Origin of the sequence: Shewanella fidelis ATCC BAA-318 (assembly GCF_000518605.1) — a bacterium.
GTDB classification, from domain to species: Bacteria; Pseudomonadota; Gammaproteobacteria; order Enterobacterales; family Shewanellaceae; genus Shewanella; species Shewanella fidelis.
In genome coordinates, this window is the sequence record NZ_KI912459.1 from 99235 (window position 1) to 117005 (window position 17771).

General features: G+C 42.2%; 15 protein-coding genes and 1 tRNA gene. 12 read left to right on the forward strand and 4 right to left on the reverse strand.

What is annotated here, in order from left to right; all coding sequences use genetic code 11:
• Position 1: 1 nt before the first annotated feature.
• The 4 genes from L884_RS0116565 to L884_RS0116580 all read left to right on the forward strand — a co-directional run bounded on the left by L884_RS0116565 (position 2) and on the right by L884_RS0116580 (position 4403).
• Positions 2 to 93, forward strand: a tRNA-Ser gene (locus L884_RS0116565).
• Positions 94 to 1186: 1093 nt separating this feature from the next.
• Positions 1187 to 1435: an OadG family protein gene (locus L884_RS0116570; protein WP_028768542.1), complete on the forward strand. Its 249-nt coding sequence runs from the start codon at positions 1187 to 1189 to the stop codon at positions 1433 to 1435.
• Positions 1436 to 1452: 17 nt separating this feature from the next.
• Positions 1453 to 3264, forward strand: a complete 1812-nt coding sequence (gene oadA / locus L884_RS0116575; RefSeq protein WP_028768543.1) for a sodium-extruding oxaloacetate decarboxylase subunit alpha — start codon at positions 1453 to 1455, stop codon at positions 3262 to 3264.
• Positions 3265 to 3272: 8 nt separating this feature from the next.
• Positions 3273 to 4403, forward strand: coding sequence for a sodium ion-translocating decarboxylase subunit beta (locus L884_RS0116580; protein WP_028768544.1), 1131 nt, complete (start codon positions 3273 to 3275; stop codon positions 4401 to 4403).
• A gap of 108 nt (positions 4404 to 4511) precedes the next feature.
• On the opposite strand, the gene L884_RS0116585 is transcribed toward L884_RS0116580, so the two are convergent.
• The gene (locus L884_RS0116585) at positions 4512 to 4700 is read right to left on the reverse strand and encodes a membrane protein (protein WP_028768545.1); all 189 of its coding nucleotides are present in this window, start codon (positions 4698 to 4700) and stop codon (positions 4512 to 4514) included.
• Positions 4701 to 4802: 102 nt separating this feature from the next.
• Complete coding sequence (locus L884_RS0116590) at positions 4803 to 6056, reverse strand: dicarboxylate/amino acid:cation symporter (RefSeq protein WP_028768546.1); 1254 nt, start codon at positions 6054 to 6056, stop codon at positions 4803 to 4805.
• A gap of 476 nt (positions 6057 to 6532) precedes the next feature.
• Here L884_RS0116590 and L884_RS0116595 point away from each other — a divergent pair, with 476 nt between their 5' ends.
• The 5 genes from L884_RS0116595 (at position 6533) to L884_RS0116615 (ending at position 13623) form a co-directional block, all read left to right on the forward strand.
• Positions 6533 to 9370, forward strand: coding sequence for a M16 family metallopeptidase (locus L884_RS0116595; RefSeq protein ID WP_028768547.1), 2838 nt, complete (start codon positions 6533 to 6535; stop codon positions 9368 to 9370).
• A 178-nt stretch (positions 9371 to 9548) separates the two neighbouring features.
• On the forward strand, positions 9549 to 11114 hold the full coding sequence (gene gshA / locus L884_RS0116600; RefSeq protein WP_028768548.1) for a glutamate--cysteine ligase: 1566 nt from the start codon (positions 9549 to 9551) through the stop codon (positions 11112 to 11114).
• A 5-nt stretch (positions 11115 to 11119) separates the two neighbouring features.
• Positions 11120 to 11557, forward strand: a complete 438-nt coding sequence (locus tag L884_RS0116605) for a hypothetical protein (RefSeq protein WP_028768549.1) — start codon at positions 11120 to 11122, stop codon at positions 11555 to 11557.
• 111 nt (positions 11558 to 11668) lie between these two features.
• Entirely contained in the window at positions 11669 to 12286 is a 618-nt protein-coding gene (locus L884_RS0116610) for a transglycosylase SLT domain-containing protein (RefSeq protein ID WP_028768550.1), read from the forward strand.
• A 155-nt stretch (positions 12287 to 12441) separates the two neighbouring features.
• Positions 12442 to 13623 (forward strand): methyl-accepting chemotaxis protein, encoded by a 1182-nt coding sequence (locus L884_RS0116615; protein ID WP_028768551.1) that lies wholly within the window; start codon positions 12442 to 12444, stop codon positions 13621 to 13623.
• Positions 13624 to 13651: 28 nt separating this feature from the next.
• On the opposite strand, the gene L884_RS0116620 is transcribed toward L884_RS0116615, so the two are convergent.
• Positions 13652 to 14923: a sensor domain-containing diguanylate cyclase gene (locus L884_RS0116620; protein ID WP_028768552.1), complete on the reverse strand. Its 1272-nt coding sequence runs from the start codon at positions 14921 to 14923 to the stop codon at positions 13652 to 13654.
• 441 nt (positions 14924 to 15364) lie between these two features.
• Here L884_RS0116620 and purE point away from each other — a divergent pair, with 441 nt between their 5' ends.
• The 3 genes from purE (at position 15365) to L884_RS0116635 (ending at position 17238) form a co-directional block, all read left to right on the forward strand.
• On the forward strand, positions 15365 to 15868 hold the full coding sequence (gene purE, locus L884_RS0116625; RefSeq protein WP_028768553.1) for a 5-(carboxyamino)imidazole ribonucleotide mutase: 504 nt from the start codon (positions 15365 to 15367) through the stop codon (positions 15866 to 15868).
• Positions 15869 to 16121: 253 nt separating this feature from the next.
• Positions 16122 to 16676, forward strand: coding sequence for a sigma-70 family RNA polymerase sigma factor (locus L884_RS0116630; protein ID WP_051435679.1), 555 nt, complete (start codon positions 16122 to 16124; stop codon positions 16674 to 16676).
• Positions 16669 to 17238, forward strand: coding sequence for a hypothetical protein (locus tag L884_RS0116635; RefSeq protein WP_028768555.1), 570 nt, complete (start codon positions 16669 to 16671; stop codon positions 17236 to 17238). Before L884_RS0116630 ends, L884_RS0116635 begins: the two co-directional genes overlap by 8 nt.
• 65 nt (positions 17239 to 17303) lie before the next feature.
• Here the strand turns inward: L884_RS0116635 and L884_RS0116640 are convergent, their stop codons facing one another.
• Complete coding sequence (locus L884_RS0116640; protein ID WP_051435663.1) at positions 17304 to 17720, reverse strand: hypothetical protein; 417 nt, start codon at positions 17718 to 17720, stop codon at positions 17304 to 17306.
• Between the last annotated feature and the right edge of the window lie 51 nt (positions 17721 to 17771).

The following is a 17771-nucleotide window of genomic DNA, read 5'->3' on the forward strand; positions in this document are numbered from 1 at the left end:
CGGAGAGGTGGCCGAGTGGCCGAAGGCGCTCCCCTGCTAAGGGAGTATGGGCTTTAACTCCCATCGAGGGTTCGAATCCCTCCTTCTCCGCCATTCATTCAAACAAATAAACCGCACTAGTTGCGGTTTTTTTGTATCTAAATTTTCCCTACCTTGATGGCAAATATCACTGTTTTGCTACTCTTTGACTTCACAAAAATACCAATCGCAATAAGAATTTGCTCTACTCATAGCGGTGTTGGGTAAACTAATTCAAGGCGAATAGCTGCTTATTCCCACATTAAAATCAATACAGAAGTAAGAAACGCAGCTTGCCCCTAGCCTCACAACGCATTTTACTCTGCAAGCCGTATGGTCTTATATGTTCCGAGCAAACATCAGACACTTGTTCCTGTACTCAATAGGGATTTAAGCGTATGAAACGCTCAAGCCAATGCAGATCTGATGCGACGAATGACGATATGGTTATAAGAGGAAGAGTTACGTCCGAGGATAACCACGCCTCAAAACCGCTAAATGCTAACCGAGTGAACAAATGTCTAACATCTCGAGCTTTGCTAGTGTTTGTAAGTTATATAGGTAAGTTAAGCTAAGCTTCCTACAACTAAATGCCATTAAGTTGGGTTAAAAGCCGTGGATACTTAGTTTATTTTGCTTGAACTTGGCTCGATTAGCCGCGTAACACTTGGTTACTTATGTAGTTAAAGCGTGTTAACTGTGTATCGTTATCTAATAGTAAACTTCGAGGGAACTATTCTCTCTTTTAAGCCTATCACTGTCACTAATCACCAAAATCCGCTTCAAAACACGTTTGCATAAATATTGTGTGAGCTATGTTGGCTTTTGCTGTTCTTAATCCTGAATTCATTTTCCTGTAAAAATGTAATTAGATTATAAAGAAAATCTTAGCTATCGAAAAATATTGAATATAATCGATTTTTAACCCTACTTTATTGTTGAATTATCATCTATATAGGCTTTGTGTTGTTTTTCATGGTATGACCAATTTACAAATGGCTCGCTATTTTGTTATAGATTAGTTATTGTTTTTTACTGTTGTTCATCATTTGAGCATAATGCGATAACTAATTCGAATTACGTAAAGTGCATAATTTGTGAATTAACGGTGAATACTTATTGCTAATTTGGGTGTGTTTTACAACAGGATGCCAACGAGAGGATTTAGATGGTTTCAATATCAGAGCAGTTATTTGACGCACTAGGGATCATGGTACTAGGCATGGCATTAGTATTTATTTTCCTAAGTTTTCTTATTTTAGCAATGAACTTAGTTGCTAAGAAGTTCGCGCCAAAACCACAAGCCGTCAAGTCAACACAGGTGGCACAACAAGAGGTTGTGAATAGCTCCGTGAGCCCATTAATGACTGCGGTTATCACCGCGGCAATTCATCAACACCGTAAAAAAGTATTATAAAAGTAGGGAGTATTAGTATGAGCAAGCCATTGGCTTTAACTGATGTAGTCTTAAGAGACGCACACCAATCCATTCTCGCTACTCGTTTGCGTACCGAAGATATGTTACCTATTGCACCTTTATTGGATAAGGTTGGCCTATGGTCAATCGAGTCTTGGGGAGGAGCTACATTTGATTCTTGTATTCGCTATTTAGGTGAAGATCCTTGGGAGCGTATTCGCGAACTTAAAAAAGTCATGCCGAATACCCCACAGCAAATGCTTTTGCGTGGTCAAAATCTATTAGGCTATCGTCACTATGCTGACGACTTAGTCCACCGTTTCGTTGAACGAGCTCATACAAACGGTGTTGATGTTTTCCGTGTATTCGACGCAATGAATGACGTACGCAATCTTGAGACTGCAGTTAAGTCTGTTATCGAAGTCGGTGGTCATGCTCAAGGTACCCTGTCTTATACAACAAGTCCGGTTCATAACTTGGATACTTGGGTAGATATGGCTAAGCGAATTGAGGACATGGGTTGTCATTCGCTTTGCATTAAAGATATGGCTGGCTTGCTAAAGCCGTTTGAAGCTTATGATTTAATCAGCCAAATAAAGTCCCAGACAGATCTTGTATTGTCATTACACTGCCACGCTACAACTGGCTTAAGCACAGCGACTTATCAAAAGGCGATTGAAGCGGGCATTGATGTACTTGATACAGCTATTTCATCAATGAGCCAAACTTATGGCCATAGTGCAACTGAAACCTTAGTTGCTATGGTGGAAGGTACGGAACGGGCAACTGGCTATGACATGGCGCTACTTGAAGAGATCGCTGCTTACTTTAGAGTCGTGCGTAAAAAGTATGCGGCTTTTGAGGGGGAGCTAAAGGGGATCGACTCACGTATTTTACATGCTCAAGTACCCGGTGGCATGTTGACCAACATGGAAAGTCAGTTAAAAGAGCAAGGTGCAGGCGATAAGCTCGATTTAGTTTTAGAAGAGATCCCGCGTGTACGTGAAGATTTAGGTTATTTGCCTTTGGTGACTCCAACTTCGCAGATCGTTGGTACGCAATCTGTCATTAACGTGCTAACAGGCGAACGATACAAGTCAATGACTAAGGAAACTGAAGGCGTATTAAGAGGCGAGTATGGTGCGACTCCTGCGCCAGTGAACGCTGAATTACAGCAACGAGTATTAGCTGGAGCAGAGGCTATTTCCTGCCGTCCTGCAGACTTGCTTGAGTCTGAACTTGAAAAGTTACGAGCTGAGTTACAGCAAAAAGCACAAGCTGATGGTATTGAGCTTGCTACAGAACTTGATGATGACGTATTAACTTATGCGTTATTTCCACAAATTGGACTCAAATTCTTAAGTAACCGTAATAATCCCGATGCATTTGAGCCAAAGCCTGAGGTGGCTGCTAAAGCACTAGAAGAGGCGAAAAAAGCGGAAGCGAAGGCGGCAAGTCTACAAGGACCTGAAACTTATACCGTTACAGTGCAAGGCCAAAGTTTTGTTGTTGAAGTTGCTGAGGGTGGTGATATTAGCCAAATTACACCTACCGAGAACGTAGTGCCATTTTCCGCTCCAGCTGCCGCTGCGCCAGTTGTTGATTTATCTGCAGTTAAGCATGAACAAAGTGCCCCGCTATCAGGCAATATCTTTAAAGTGCATGTATCGCCAGGTGATACGGTAAAACAGGGTGATGTAGTGATTATTCTCGAAGCGATGAAGATGGAGACTGAAGTCAGAGCCGAGGCTGATGGCGTGATCTCTAAAGTTTGGGTGAAAGAAGGTGACGCAGTAGCTGTGGGTAGCCAATTGTTGGCATTAGCTTAGGAGTCACCATGGAAGGATTAATTGCATTTTGGGCTGAATCAGGTATTGCTAACTTTGAAGGCGGCCAGCTGTTGATGATGGCTGTTGGCTGTATATTGTTGTACTTAGCCATTGCGAAAAAATTTGAACCATTATTACTTTTACCTATTGGCTTTGGCGCCATATTGGCTAATATCCCCAATGGCGGTTTTACTGACGAGGGCGGTTTACTGTATTTTGCCTATTATGTTGGTATTGAAACAGGGATTTTTCCGCTGCTGATCTTTATGGGGGTAGGAGCATTAACCGATTTTGGGGCGCTAATTGCCAACCCTAAAATGTTACTTTTAGGCGCCGCGGCTCAGTTTGGTATTTTCGCTACTTTGCTTGGAGCGATTGCACTAAATTGGATCCCAGGATTTGATTTCTCAATGACCGATGCCGCAGCTATTGCGATTATTGGCGGAGCGGATGGGCCAACAGCTATTTTCTTGGCCTCAAAACTGGCGCCTGAGTTACTCGGTGCTATTGCGGTTGCTGCATATTCTTATATGGCACTGGTACCGTTAATTCAACCGCCTATTATGCGCTTATTAACGACCGAATCTGAACGTCAAATTAAGATGGAGCAACTGCGTGAAGTCAGTAAAACAGAGAAGATTATCTTCCCGTTAATGGTACTTGGTTTAACGATTTTGTTCCTTCCGGCAGCAACACCATTGGTGGGTATGTTTTGTCTCGGTAACTTAATGCGTGAGTCGGGTGTTGTGGATAGATTATCAAGCACTGCGCAAAACGAGCTGATTAACATAGTCACTATTTTCCTCGGCTTAGCCGTAGGTTCTAAGTTGTCTGCAGAGCAGTTTTTACAGATGGAAACCTTAGGTATTTTAGTACTTGGTGCGGTTGCGTTTTCTATTGGTACAGCATCTGGTGTACTGATGGCAAAACTGATGAGCAAACTATCAGGTGGTAAAATTAATCCACTGCTTGGGGCGGCTGGGGTCTCTGCAGTGCCAATGGCGGCGCGAGTAGTTAACAAAGTCGGTTTAGAATCGAATAACCAAAACTTCTTATTGATGCATGCTATGGGGCCAAACGTTGCCGGGGTGCTTGGTAGTGCTGTCGCTGCGGGTGTATTACTTGCCGTACTTGGTTAACTTAAAGTTAGACTAATTTGAAAAAACCTGCCTTTTGGCAGGTTTTTTTTAGGAAATAACTATTTTTAGCAAAGTCGCAAGCGGTGATTGGGCTGCTGATGTATGAGGTTAAACCGCTTTGACATTTTGCCCTGCGGTTAGCCAAAGCAAAAAGGCGAGGGCAAAAAAAATGGTCAGGCTTATGCCTATGATATAGAGAAAGCCTTTTTTGCCCTGTTTTAACGGTATGCCGTTGTAGTTTAGGAAGAGCGCCCAAGCCAGTGAAAGTAGTATTGGCAAAATGAAAAGTTTAGTCATATCTAAGCGCTCCGTTGTCATACTTATCTTTACTAGAATATTGAAAAGTATAAAGTAAAAAGGCCGCGAGTGCGGCCTTTTTTATTGAGTTGCGATGCAGTATTAGCTACGAACTTGCTCTACTTGCTCAGTCTCTTGAGTATAAAACTGCTGCTCATCAAGCTGACCTTCAGACTTGCCAATCACTACTGCTGTCATCATGTCACCGGTAACGTTAGTTGCTGTACGGATCATATCGATGATGCGATCAACTGCAGCGATAAAGGCGATACCCTCTAGTGGCAAACCAACAACACCCAAAGTTACAGTTAGCATCACCATTGCACTTCCCGGAACACCTGCCGTACCTACCGAGGCAACCGTAGCGGTTACCGCAATTAACAGGTAATCGGTCATATCCAGTGGAATGCCATAAATTTGTGCAATAAATATTGCGGCAATCGCTGGATAAATACCACCGCAGCCGTCCATGTTCATAGTTGCACCTAATGGTAAGACAAACGCACCATAACGCTTAGATACGCCCATAGATTCTGTACAGCGGGTGCTTGCAGGTAAAGTGCCAAAGCTCGACGCTGTGGTAAATGCTACTATTTGCGCAGGGATCGCTTTTCGGAAAAACTGCACAGGGCTGAGCTTTGCAGCAAATTTTACTAAGCCGCCATAGACAAAAATAATGTGGATGAGTGCTGCGATGTATATCGCTCCAATAAATTTACCCAATGGTAATAATGTTGATAATCCGTATTCACCAACAACCCAAGCCATCAATCCAAAAACACCGATAGGAGTTAGCTGTAATACCATACGAGTTAACTGGAACATAACTTCTGCACCGGCTTCGATAGTACGTTTTAGTGGCTCAGCTTTGTCGCCAACTTTATTTATTGCGATACCGATCAGCGCCGCAAAAATAATGATTTGTAGAACTTTGCCCTCAGCGAGAGAAGCGAATGGATTGACAGGGATCATATCAAGTAAAACCTGGGCAAACCCTGGAACGTTTCGCTCGCGTACTTCTGTTGCAACTAGCTCCATTGAGCCACCCATGTCAATCACGGAGCCAATCGTTAAGCCAATAATTGAGGCAATCGTACCGGTAAACATAAACATGGCTAAGGTTTTAAAGCTGAGCCTTTTGAGGCTAACTTCAGATCCGAGAGAGGTGATACTGACAACAATGGCGCAGAAAATTAACGGTGCAACCAACATTTTAATTGCACTAATAAATAGGTCGCCCAATGGCTTTAGTACGGTTGCTGATTCACCAAAAACAACACCGACACCCGCACCTAAGATAAAGGCGGCAAGGACTTTTTGCCAAAAAGGGATATTTTTAATTGTTTGCCACATTATCAAAATTCCAAATATTTTATTGTTCTGTAAATGTTTCCGAGTGGGTGAGCGCTTGCTTATTGCAAAGTCTAGTCTGCCGATAATCACCCATAAACACTATCGCGATTTACATTTAGTTACCTAATACATCTCATTCTATAGAGAGTGTTACTTGTATCACAAACCGATTTAGTTATAACTTATCGTAATATTAAAGTTTGTTTTAATAACTTTAAAAATTAACTTTGTTGCAACATAGTAAGGCTTTTGTCTGCAGTTGTGTAAAAAAATCAGTTAATTCACCGAATAATGAAATTTTGTTCGTTTTAGATTGTCGACACTGCAGTTGCATGTAGATAAAAAATGTTATCAAAAGAGATAGCTTTTTAATTGTTTAATTTAAATTTCATTGCTGGTTGTTTTTTCTGATGTGGGTAATACTAGGCGCAATATTAAGCAAAGCAGAAAACAACGAGCTGTTGCAAAGGAGAAGGTCATTGAAAAAATGGATATTAGCTGCGGCTGTGAGCGCAGCATTAATGGGCTGTGCAGGACAACAACAGAACGAGTCTAGCTTACCTGCAGGGGTTAAGTTAATTGAAAATGTTGCTTTTAATAGTGATCAAGTCGGGATCCCTTATCGCAAGTATCAATTGGCTAATGGTTTAACTGTGATTTTGCATGAAGATCACTCAGATCCATTAGTCCATGTCGATGTGACTTACCATGTAGGCTCTGGCCGCGAACTCGAAGGTCGTTCTGGCTTTGCTCACCTTTTTGAACATATGATGTTTCAAGGCTCTGAAAATGTAGCTGACGAACAGCATTTTAAACTTATCACTGAAGCTGGTGGCACATTAAACGGCACCACTAACACAGATAGAACAAACTACTTTGAGACGGTACCTAATAACCAGTTAGAGAAAATGCTATGGCTGGAAGCTGATCGCATGGGTTTTTTCTTACCGGCATTAACCGAAGAGAAGTTTGAAGTTCAACGCGAAACCGTTAAAAACGAGCGCGCGCAACGTATTGATAATCGTCCCTATGGCAGAATGGGCGAGCGATTTAATCAAGCATTTTATCCTCAAGGACATCCATACTCATGGCCCGTTATTGGCTGGCCAGAAGATTTAGAACGTGCAGATGTGGAAGATGTGAAACACTTTTTCCAACGTTGGTATGGGCCGAACAACGCCACTTTAACCATTGGCGGTGACTTCGATGAGATGCAAGCTTTAGCATGGATCAACAAGTACTTTGGTGAAATCCCAGCAGGACCAGAAGTTGCCGCGCCGGTAAAGGAACTAGTGACACTTGATGAAACTCGTTATCTGTCTATGGAAGACAGAGTACACTTGCCTTTACTTCGTATTGGTATGCCAACGGTTTATGCAAGGCATGAAGATGAAGCCGCTTTAGATCTGTTAGCAAATATTCTGGGTGGCGGTAAAACATCTCTGTTTTATAAAAACTTAGTTAAAGACGGACTTGCCGTGCAGGCAGGTGTTAGTCACCCGTGTCAGGAGCTTGCCTGTCAGTTTTCTATGTATGCGTTAGCCAACCCTGCTCGTGGTGGCAACTTGGCTGAAATAGAACAAGCAATGAATGATTCGATTGCTGAGTTTGAAAAACGGGGGGTAACCGACGAAGATCTTGAGAAGGTAAAAGTTAACTTCGAAGCGGGCACTATTTTTGGTTTGCAAAGCGTGCAGGGCAAGGTATCGAGTTTAGCATTTAATGAAACCTTCTCTAATAACCCTGACATGATAGGTTATGATTTAAAGCGCTACGCTAATGTCACTAAAGAAGACGTAATGCGGGTGTTTAACAAGTACATTAAAGACAAGCCTATGGTGGTGATGAGTGTGGTGCCGCAAGGACAACTACAGCTAATTGCTAAAGCAGATAACTTTACTCCACCTACAGAAAAAGTTGCTTCTGTTGCGGTCGAAGGGTTAGAAGTTAAGCCACAAATTGTCTCATCTTTTGATCGCAGTGTTATTCCGGCGGCAGGTCCTGCTCCTGTGTTAACAATGCCTGAGTTATGGCAAGGTAAACTGGCTAATAATATCGAGGTTATTGGTACAGAAACCAGTGAGACACCGACAGTAGAAATTGTGATTTACCTTAATGGTGGCCATAGACTGCTTAGCGTTGAACAAGCTGGTCTGGCTGGTATGACTGCAGCCATGATGAACGAGTCTAGCCAAAAGCGCAGTGCGGAGGAGTTAACTCAAGCGCTGGAAATGTTGGGCAGTAATGTCAACTTTAGCGCCAGTGGTTATCAAAGCCAGATCCACATTTCTGCGTTAACGGCAAATTTAGATAAAACCATGGCGATTGTGCAAGAAAAGCTATTTGAACCCGGTTTTAAAGCCGCTGACTTTGAGCGAGTAAAGCAGCAAAAGCTGCAACATTTACAGCGTGAACTTACTGAACCTAATTATTTAGCAACGACAGCGTTTAGCGAGCTTTTATACGGTAAAGACAGTCCGTTTGGTGTGAGTAGCGGCGGTACACTGGAAACGGTATCGGCAATGACATTAGATGATGTTAAAGCCTTTTATAAGAAACAGTACACCGCCGGTAATGCTCAAATTGTTGCTGTAGGTAATTTAAATGAAGCGCAAATGCTGACAAAGCTTGCTACGCTTTCTAACTGGAAAGGTGCTGCAACACCATTTCCTCCTTTAGCAAAATTACCAGAGGTTGCTGCAGCAAAAATTTATATTGTAGATAAACCTGAAGCGGCACAATCAGTGATAAAAATTGGTAAGCGTGGATTGAAGTACGACGCCACAGGTGAATTCTTCAAATCACACTTGATGAACTATCCTCTAGGTGGTGCATTTAATAGCCGAATTAACCTTAATCTTCGCGAAGATAAAGGCTATACCTACGGTGCGAGAAGCTACTTTACTGGTGGCCCTGAACAAGGATTCTACCAAGCCACAGCGAGTGTGCGTAGTGATGTAACTAAAGAAGCATTAGTAGAGTTTATTAACGAGATTAATGCATTTCAGAAAGAGGGCATGACTCAGAAAGAACTCGATTTTATGAAGAGTTCTATTTCACAGTCAAAAGCACTTGATTATGAAACGCCTTATCAAAAAGCAGGGTTAATGCGTAATATTCAACGCTATGATCTGGATGAGAATTACAGTGAGCAACAGACTGAAATTACCAAACAAATCAGCCGTAATGAATTGAACCAATTGGCTAAAGAGCAACTGAACTTAGATGATATGGTTATTTTGATCGTTGGTGATCGTGCGGCAATAGAGCCTGAATTATCAACACTTGGTTATCCAATTCAAAATTTACAGTTGTAAAAGCTTGATATAGGCCATATATCCGGAAGATGGTGTCGATAAGGCGGCATCATCTCACCGTTTATTATGTTGGCAGTTAAATAAACGCTAATTGAGTACGACTTGAAATTTAAGTTGTCGATGGCGGGTCTGACTGACATGCTATTTAAGTTAGAGTCACGTACTAGAGAGTAATATATTGAAATCTTTCAATGAATTAGTAGGCAAACTGTCGGACCCGGCAAGTCGTCAGGCGTTAAAGTCAATGCAGCGCGGTATTGAGCGTGAAGCGTTAAGAATAGATAAATCAGGCCACTTAGCCCAAGATAAACATCCGAAGGCGCTAGGCTCTGCTTTAACACACTCGCGGATCACCACTGATTATAGCGAATCTCTGCTTGAGTTTATTACCCCAGTTTTTGAAGATATCGATGAATTAGTCGAAGATCTGACATTAACTCACGCATACAGTGTCCGTCATTTAAATGGTCAACGCTTATGGCCTGTAAGCATGCCTTGTTATTTAGGCGATGCAGGCGATATTCCTATTGCTGATTATGGTAGCTCTAATACAGGGCAAATGAAGCGTTTATACCGAAAAGGCTTAACCTATCGATATGGCGCACAGATGCAGATTATCTCTGGCGTGCACTTTAACTTTTCAGTATCAGATCAGTTATGGGATAGGCTCTATGCGCTTTCTGATCAATCATTAAGCTTAGAAGACTTTATCTCTGAGTCTTATTTTGGTCTTATTCGTAACTATCGCCGTTTAGTGTGGGTATTACCCTACTTATTTGGCGCATCGCCGGCGCTCTGTAGTACTTTTATTCAAGATCCTAAGACCAATAACTTTCCGTTTGAAGTGATTGGCAATGGCACTTTATATCTGCCTTATGCGACCTCTTTACGCATGAGTGATTTAGGTTATACCAACCAAGAGCAAGATAACCTCAACATTAGCTATAACGGTCTAGCTTGCTACTTAGATGGTATGAAGTCGGCGATTAACATGCCGTCAGCTAACTTTGCTAAAATTGGCGTAAAAGTCGATGGTGAATATCGCCAGCTGAACGCGAATATTTTGCAAATTGAAAACGAATTTTATTCGCCAATACGTGCAAAACGTGTTGCTAAAGGCAATGAAAAACCGTCAGAGTCTCTGGCGCGTGCTGGCGTAGAATATATTGAGGTTCGCGCATTAGACGTAAACCCATATAGTTCAGTGGGGATCGAGAAATCGCAAATCCGATTCTTAGATCTATTCTTATTAAACTGTTTGTTACAGCCTTCGCCAGCGACAGATGCAGCCGAAGAAGCAGAAATTTCAGCAAACTTAAGCTCAGTAGTACTAGAGGGACGTAAGCCGGGATTAATGCTTACTCGTGGCGGTGAAGAAGTTAGCTTAAGCAGTTGGTTAGCTTCACTGTTTGCTAGTTTAAAAGAGATTGCTAAACTTCTTGATGACGAGCAAAGCGATTATCAAGTCGCGCTAGCCAAATGGCATAAAGCAGTTGATAACCCAGATGAAACCCTGTCAGGCCAAATAATTAAAGGTTTGAAGGAAGAGCAAATTGATCACAGTGATTGGGTATTACAATTAGCAGAAGAGTACCATCAACAGCTAAAGGCGTACCCATTGTCAGACGCCGTCAATCAACGCTACGAGCAAGATGCTAAAGCTTCGCTTGACAAGCAAGCTGCAATTGAAGCTGAAGTCAGTGTAAGCTTTGACGAGTTCTTAGCTGACTACTTTAAGGTATAGCACTAATGGTTGCTGGCACTAAAAGAGTTGCCCCACTTGCTGCGTTGGTTATTTTATTATCAGGTTGTGCAACGCAACCTGATCTCGCTAACCAATGCGGTATGGTATCGACCTTTTTAGAGCCAGACCATCAAGCTGATATTTACCGTGTTGTGGTAACCCACCTTGATGGTAAGCCTGTGATCTCTCAGCCCAATTACCGCCTAACACCAGGATTACATACCTTTGTTGTTGCTGAATTGATTGATGCACCCAGCTTGAAAGTAAAACTGAGCGCTCGCACACCAAAAGAGTTAACTGTCAATGTCAGCTCCAATCAACGCTATCATATCGGTGCAAAATTTAATGTTGATAAAGTATATCGCGGCAATGATAAAGGTTTTTGGCAACCTGAAGTGTGGCAACAAGAAGCCTATGAGTGTGAGTATCCTGAGCCGTTGTAATTGATTAGCTCTGTTGATTAGTAACACAATTTAACCAAACCTCAATTGCATCTGAGGCTTATCAATGTGACACTATGATTTTGCTATCACTGTCTATTGGTATCCCCTTTTATGAAATGGCCTGCATTAATTGCGACTGTTATTCTAGCTAGCTTGTTAACTGGCTGTGCAACTCCACCACCAAAAGATCCTGAGAACCTTTGCTCTATCTATACTGAAAATCGCTCATGGTATAGCGCTGCTAAAAATACCCGTGAAAAATGGGGGGTACCTGTGCATGTGCCTTTGGCGATGATGTATCAAGAAAGTTCATTCAAGCATAATGCTGCGCCGCCTATGGAGTACTTTTTGGGTTTTATTCCCATTGGCCGAGCAAGTTCAGCTTATGGTTATGCCCAAGCTAAAACCATGACATGGGATGACTATGTCAGAGAAACGGGTAACTCATGGTCAAGCCGCAGTAACTTTGATGATGCTATGGACTTTATGGGATGGTTTATCTACAAAACCCATAAGATAAATGGTGTATCTAAATGGGATGCCCGAAATCAATATTTAAATTATCACGAAGGTTGGGGCGGTTATAAGCGTAAAACATATAACCAGAAACCATGGTTGATTAAAGTGGCAGCTCGTGTTGATGAGCGCTCTAAACGCTATGCAGCTCAGTATCGCCAGTGCCAAGAAGATCTCGATTCATCTTGGTTATGGAGACTCTTCTTTGGTTAATCGTTAACTGATTAACATGAGTGACAAAAAACGCCTCTGCACTGCAGGGGCTTTTTTTTGGCATTTTTAGTTAATCTTTTTCTATTATGACCGATAGTATGTAGACGAAATGTTAACTCTGCTAACCGCAGAATCTGCAAATAGACGGAACTTATATGCAAGCGAGCTATGATAATAAACTGCAACTTAAACTGACATTACCTATGTTAGGTGTCTCTCTGGTAACGGTGCTAGTTTTAATGTTGTTTTTCCCGGGCAGTGCTAGCAAAACAGAGATATTACTCTTGTTAGTGAGCTCGGCCATTATTCAGTTTGCCGTCACTTGGTGGCAATGCCGCCAGTTAGTGAGTTTACGATTGGAAAAATTGAGACATTATTTGGCTTTAGTGGTGAGTACTGAACAAGCACCAGATGCTCGAATAATTGACAAGAGTAACGATGAATTAGCAAAGATTTCAAATAACTTATGTGATTTTATTGAGGGGCTTAAAGATGTACTTGATAAGATCCGTAACGATGCAGAAAGCTTTAGAAAAGGCTCAGAGCAACTGTCTGAGCAGATGACAACAGCAGAATTAGCCGTCGATAAGAGCGTGACAGAAAATGCAAACATTAATATTAGTCTCAACGAAATAGATAGTTCGGCACAGGAGCTCACAGGCAATGCTGCAGAGCTAAAGTCTACATCCACTCAAGCAAATGAATTGCTGCATCTAGGCGCTAATGATGCACTTAAAAACCAACAGTTTATTAAGGGGTTCACCCAAGGCATTGAGGGGTTAGTCAGCGATCTAGATGTGCTGCATCAAGATAGTCATACAATTGGTAATGTACTTGAGGTGATTAAAAGTATTGCCGAGCAGACCAATTTACTCGCACTGAATGCCGCTATTGAAGCTGCTAGAGCAGGCGAGCAAGGTCGAGGCTTTGCGGTTGTTGCCGATGAAGTTAGAGCTCTTGCTCACCGTACTCAAGAGTCGACAGTTGAAATTCAAAGTATTGTTGAGGGTTTTCAAGCGAAAACAAGCCAAGCTGTGACAGCGATTGCTGAAACCCAAAAAGAGAGTCAAGAGAGTTTATTGCAGTGCGATAGAGTGACTGCCGCATTTAGTGAAATCGATAGTAGTTTTAATCAACTGGATAACTTAGCCAGTAATATTCGTCATAGTATTGAAGAGCAGCAAAATGCGACTTCGAGTATTAAAGGCCGAGCGGCAGAAATCGCCCGCTTGAGTCAAGACGTACACGTCAGTTTAAAAAGCATATCTCAGCAAGCACTTGAGCAGAAAAAAACCTCAGCAATGTTAGAAAAAATACTGAATCGGATCTGTGTGTAGCAAAATAGGTTTATACCAATTAGCTTTGCTACTTTTCTATAGAAGACTGCTTTAAGTGTTTATTTTGGTAAAGCGCTTTGTCAGCAGCTTTAAAGGAGGCATCTAATAAGCCCTGGTAGTCGGCTATACCATAACTGAAGCTTATCAGCGGAGTGACATTTGTTTGTTGTGTTTCGGCCGCATCAGTTGCCATTTTATCTTGTAAGGTTTGTTTTATTTGCTGAATTTCAGCTTCGATTTGTGCTTGAGGCCCATGACAAAGGGCAATAAATTCATCGCCACCGTAGCGGGCAATAAGGTGTTTGCTATGCCAAGCTTGCTGTAACACCTGCGCAAATGCTTGCAAAGCTCTGTCACCAGCAAGGTGACCGTAGTGATCGTTTATTGTTTTGAGATTATCTAAGTCTAGAATCACCAAGAAGCTCCCAAAATGGGGTTTTATCTTCCATTGCTTTACACCTTGCTCAAATCGTTGCCGGTTGTATAGTTGGGTAAGGCTGTCATAGTTGGCTAGCTGATGTATCTGGCGTGTTTTTTGGTAGAGCGCAATGGCGTTAGCGGCTTCGTGCGTTAATATCGCTACTAGATTTCTGTCGTAATGGCTAAAGGCTTTTGCTTTGGCACTATCTAAGTTAAGCATGCCGTAAAGTAAACCATCGATATGTATAGGGCTTGATAGCGTTGAGCGGATAGGATGTAAAGGTGCGCTTAAAAATATATCCTGCTCAGCTTTAGATAGACTACTATGAGCGTTGATCTCAGCCATATCGTCAATCACCACGACTCTATCGCATTTGCCTTTGGTGAGCTTATATTCAAAAGATTGCGTGAGGTTCAACTGCACACTTCTGAGTTTATCGATATCAATGCCGATTGTTGATTCGAATTCTAGCTCTCCTGTTTGGCTGTCTACTTTTATAATTGATCCCATATCAGCGCCATTAATACTGCTGACCGCTTTTTTTAGTAATGCATTAAGAAACTCCCGCTCATTTTGATATTGGCTAGCGATATTGACGAGTTCAAAAGTAGTGTCATTAACATGAATGACCTGTTGAAGATGCTCCCATAAGCGGTTTAGTCGACCTTGATGGAAGTAGTAGGTTAGGCTGTAGCCCAAAAGATAAATAATTGCGACGAGTATAAGGTTAGCAATGGAGTTCGGGGATTTACTGATACTAAAAAATATTGCCCATACTATTAGCAATAACAACATAGGTACACCTAAAAGCGCAAGGTGTGTTTTTAGATCTAATGAGTCAATTTTCTTTTTCTTTAAGCTGTCTTTTATGGGCGTCATGAACATCCTTATTCGTAAACTCACCGAGAAACAAGGCCGCTTTGCTAAATCATAAGCTTAGCAGCCTAACATTGTATGACTGCTGTACTCACATAATAAGAAAAAAAAACCAATCTTACAAAGTTGCTTATCTGCTAAGTTGTTTACTTCTCAAAACCTTACAGGAATAAGGTTACTTTTTTATGATACCCAGACATTATTTACTGCTGAAAAAGGTGTTATTCAAACAATAATCATTAACCAAATAGCTTGCAAAACTGCTAATCCACTATTTTGCCGATTTGTTATACATATGTATGAATAAGTTATTTGCAGTTATGTTAAAGCTTAGGGATAATTGCCGCGCAGGCTTGGGGGAAGTCTGTTTACTAAATGCGCTAAATATCTTTATAATGCGCTCAAATATAATAATGTACCGCCCTACTCAAGGACTTACTTAAAATGAGCAAACCATTTGTTGCAGTATTAATGGGATCTGATTCAGATCTGCCTACAATGCAAGCCACCCTCGATGTACTTAAAACGTTCGAAATCGAATTTGAAGCTAAAGTAACTTCAGCGCACCGTACGCCTGCTGCTACTCACGCTTACGTGACTGATGCAGAAGCGCGTGGTTGTAAAGTCTTTATTTGTGCCGCTGGTCTTGCTGCTCACCTAGCTGGCGCAGTTGCTGGTATCACTACTCGCCCTGTAATTGGTGTACCAGTTGATTGTGGTCCATTACAAGGCCACGATGCACTTCTATCAACAGTTATGATGCCTGGTGGCGTGCCGGTAGCGACAGTTGCTATTGGTAGTGCTGGTGCTAAAAACGCAGGTTACCTAGCTGCGCAAATGCTAGCTGTTGGTGATGATGCACTAGCTGTAGCTGTAAAAGAAGAGCGCGCTAAGTCAGCTGAAGCTGTTCAAGCTAAAGACGCAGCACTTCAAGCAAAACTAGCTTAAGTTAGCCGGTCGATTCTATATTCGCCTGTTAGTGATGAAATACCGTTAAGTTAATTCTTAGCGGTATTTTTTTTGCCTTTTCCTTGGGGGCACAAGTAGCGCTTCAGCTTATCGATGCTAGACAAATCTATAGTCTCGATGCAGACTATTATCCATCTGAGCACGATAGGTATACATAGTGAAACAAGATTCTGTGGCGTCACCTTTATCCTCGGTAGCAGCCGATCCCCAAGTCGATACAGATCAAGCCTTGATGTTGCAGTATGCAGCAGGTAATGCTCGCGCCTTTGAGGTACTTTATCTCAAGCATAAAGGGCCACTATATCGTTACTTTGTCAGACAACTCAATGATCAGCAGCTCGCTGAAGATCTCTATCAAGACACTTGGAGCCGAGTGATAAAAGCGGCAAGTAGTTATGAGACTAGCGCCAAGTTTACCACTTGGCTTTATCGCATTGCCCATAACTTAATTATTGATCATTTAAGAGCGGTGAAGCCTGTTAATAGCTTCACGGAAGTGTTTGAGCCAGAACAAGATCACCAAGCACAATTGGCTAACCAAGATGACAATCTTGAATCACAGCTAATGGATAATCAAAAAGCCACTCTGCTTAAGGGCTGCGTTGCTGATTTACCTCAGGTACAGAAAGAAGCTTTTTTACTGAATGTTGAAATGGGCTTTACTGCAGCGATAATTGCAGATATTGCCGGGGCTACGTTAGAAGCGACCAAAAGCCGGATCCGTTATGCCTATAAGGGCTTAAAAGACTGTGTTGAATTAAAGTGGCAAGGAGCTAATCATGACTGATAAAGAGCATGAAGCTATCGAAGCTGAAATTACGTCTTTATATCAACAAGGAGCAACCGAGGTTCCTTCAACGGCTATAGACAAGCGTATTTTAGCGCAAGCTCGTGCGCAAGTTGAGGCACAAAGTCAGCTTAAAGTTAACACTCAAAGTCAGTCTTTCTGGCGGCGATATCGTTTGCCTTTATCTTCGGCAGCTTCAGTGATGTTGGTGGTCACGCTATTTGTTATTAACCCTTCAACGAACACTGGTGACGGTATCGAGCCAAGCGAGCCGATGCTGATGTCTGCACCAGAGGTTGAGGATGCTCAGCCACAAATGATGCGAGCGTTACCAAATAACGCACCTGCTGCTTCGAATGCCCAGAGGAGCAAGCAGGCTAGTGTATTGAGCTTAGCTGAGCAACTAGACAGAGTAGAGCAGTTGCTGGCGGACAAAGAGATCCAGCAAGCCCAAATACAATTGCAGCAAATTGCTTTGCAGTGGCCTGAGGTTAACGATGAGCAAAGCCCTGAACACGCACGTTTCGAGGCATTACAAAAAGCGCTAATGTCAAATAACTAATACTCGTCACAAATACCAAGCAGTATAAGAGTAACAGCCTGCCAATGCAGGCTGTTACTCGCCACCTACAATGATTGCCACCAATCCCAAATACCTAGTGAAGTGTCTTTGAATAGATCAATGCCCAATGCCGATTTAAGTAAGTAGAGCAATAACAATCCAAGTAGTAACGAGATTATTAAAAAGCTCAATACACACAAAATAAAAGCGGTGAGTGTTAATTTCTTTTCCTGACGACTTAGCGCTCGTCTGTTACGGCCTACCAGTAATACATAATAAAAGCGCCAACCCACAAAGGGGATAAAGAAGGTTCCCCGATTATCGACAAAGTGTTTTTGCCAGCGGTTTTGAATTAACGCGACTCGAATGGCATGCAATTGCGGCTCTGTAAAACTATCCGCACAGTCTGTTGGCATACTGTTTAGCGCGTTGCGTACCTTAGGGTCATCCTTGATTGAGGGGCGAATATAATCAGCTGTCATGTAAACCTCGTAAGGTTAATGTTATCGAAGGAATCTATAGGCACTGCAGTA

Coding starts and splice junctions, on each gene's coding strand:
- L884_RS0116615 (WP_028768551.1), top strand. CDS start 12,442: ATGCAAGCGAGCTATGATAATAAACTGCAACTTAAACTGACATTACCT.
- purE (WP_028768553.1), top strand. CDS start 15,365: ATGAGCAAACCATTTGTTGCAGTATTAATGGGATCTGATTCAGATCTG.
- L884_RS0116610 (WP_028768550.1), top strand. CDS start 11,669: ATGAAATGGCCTGCATTAATTGCGACTGTTATTCTAGCTAGCTTGTTA.
- L884_RS0116630 (WP_051435679.1), top strand. CDS start 16,122: ATGTTGCAGTATGCAGCAGGTAATGCTCGCGCCTTTGAGGTACTTTAT.
- L884_RS0116640 (WP_051435663.1), bottom strand. CDS start 17,720: ATGACAGCTGATTATATTCGCCCCTCAATCAAGGATGACCCTAAGGTA.
- L884_RS0116620 (WP_028768552.1), bottom strand. CDS start 14,923: ATGACGCCCATAAAAGACAGCTTAAAGAAAAAGAAAATTGACTCATTA.
- L884_RS0116635 (WP_028768555.1), top strand. CDS start 16,669: ATGACTGATAAAGAGCATGAAGCTATCGAAGCTGAAATTACGTCTTTA.
- L884_RS0116605 (WP_028768549.1), top strand. CDS start 11,120: ATGGTTGCTGGCACTAAAAGAGTTGCCCCACTTGCTGCGTTGGTTATT.
- L884_RS0116580 (WP_028768544.1), top strand. CDS start 3,273: ATGGAAGGATTAATTGCATTTTGGGCTGAATCAGGTATTGCTAACTTT.
- L884_RS0116570 (WP_028768542.1), top strand. CDS start 1,187: ATGGTTTCAATATCAGAGCAGTTATTTGACGCACTAGGGATCATGGTA.
- oadA (WP_028768543.1), top strand. CDS start 1,453: ATGAGCAAGCCATTGGCTTTAACTGATGTAGTCTTAAGAGACGCACAC.
- L884_RS0116585 (WP_028768545.1), bottom strand. CDS start 4,700: ATGACTAAACTTTTCATTTTGCCAATACTACTTTCACTGGCTTGGGCG.